Raw genomic sequence first — 1,480 nt, 5'->3', positions numbered from 1 at the left:
GCAAGGATGAAGGCCCATTGGCGCCAGACGAAGTTGACGGTATCGCGGACATCGAATCCGCTGCCCTGGGTTTCGCTGTCGTCCAATCCGCGCAACCTCGTGTCGAGACGGTTCAACATCTGGCGCCGTTCCTTGCTTTCGCTCCGCAGTCCCGAGCGTTACAGTTCGCAACGAGATCCACAGTAGCGCTTCGGGCATTAAGGATCGTCATCGCCGCATCCTGCCGGCCAGCTCAAACCGCCTCCAGCGCTCGCCGTGGCAGATTGATTTCCACGGCCCGGCCCATGATTTCCAACAGCACGCGGGCGCGTTCATTGGGATCGAGGCGCATCAAGGGGCCGATGCTTTCGGTGAAGGGACCCAGCTTCACGCGAACCGTTTGGCCCTGCGAAAGATCACGGTCGAGCCGCGCGATGCCGTCGGCATCGACATAAGTCAGGATCGTTTCGACCACGCCATCGGGCACGGCGAGCGGCAGGCTGGAACCCATCACCACCTGCACCACGCCGATGGTGCCGTTGATCGAGCGCCAGCGTTCGCGCTCCAGATCGAGGCGTACGAACAGATAGCCGGGAAAGAGAGCGTGGAGGACGGTCCGGCGCTTGCGTGCATGCATGACGGTGCGCTGCGTGCGCGGCAGGAAAACCTCGAAGCCCTGCGCTTCCAGATTGAAGCGCGCGGTTTCCTCCGAGCGGGCGCGTGTCTGTGCGACATACCAGCGCTGCCCGCCTGCATTGGCCCGGAGCAGGCCGGATAGGGSCCCGCTCATGATTGCGTTCGGCACGARAGAGCGTTCGGGGCCTGCGCCCCTTCGATGCCGGCTCCAGGAYTGGCAAACGCGTCGTTGCTGAACAACATGGCCTCAGGCTCGCGGAAAAGAACGGGGCTGGCAACCATCAATTTCGACTTATCGGCAGGTTGGGGGGAACCGACGAGGTCCAGCCAGCGGCGTTGTGGGGGCTTTGATAGACAGGCGCAAAGCAGCCCCTCGGGCTGCCSGAGGCCGTGGCGAGTGTCGCGAATYGCTGGCGCGCCARCGCSGYCAGSAGGGAGGTGAGAGTCCGGTCGGCGCATTGCATTGCGGCCCTGATGGGCGTGCCGCAGGTCAGCGAATAGGGTTTGATGCCGGTCTTTTCCCGAACGCAGTCCCGCCGCACCGCGGCAATTGGCGACCTGGGATCGRGGCCACGCAGCATCATGATCTTTTGGAGCCTGTCCATACATCCTGTCCGGCACTGCGGACTGGATTCGACCAGTTCGTCGAAGGCGCGCAGCAGGCCGCGAGCGATCGCATTCATTTGCTCGGGATTGGAGCGATTAGCCAGAGTGACTAGTGCGAAGGCCTGCTCAGGCTGTGCAACGGCCATTCGGTAGGACGTTTCTTCCAGGGCCTGCCCACCATGGGGATGGACCGAAAGCAGCCTGAGCATCTCCGGCGAAAGGTCTTCCCGCGCCTGCTCGCAACCGAGTGGATCCGCTT

The 1,480-nt window shown here is 63.3% G+C and carries 1 protein-coding gene; it reads right to left on the bottom strand.

Translation table 11 applies throughout. The annotated features are described in order from the left end of the window. Nucleotides 1–232: 232 nt before the first annotated feature. On the bottom strand, nucleotides 233–769 hold the full coding sequence (gene nusG / locus AB4037_RS34535; RefSeq protein ID WP_441774667.1) for a transcription termination/antitermination protein NusG: 537 nt from the start codon (nucleotides 767–769) through the stop codon (nucleotides 233–235). Nucleotides 770–1,480 lie beyond the last annotated feature (711 nt).

Source organism: Labrys sp. KB_33_2 (genome assembly GCF_052114505.1).
Lineage (GTDB): Bacteria > Pseudomonadota > Alphaproteobacteria > Rhizobiales > Labraceae > Labrys.
Note: the sequence above shows the minus strand (reverse complement) of the source record. Positions and strands in the feature narration are given on the sequence as shown.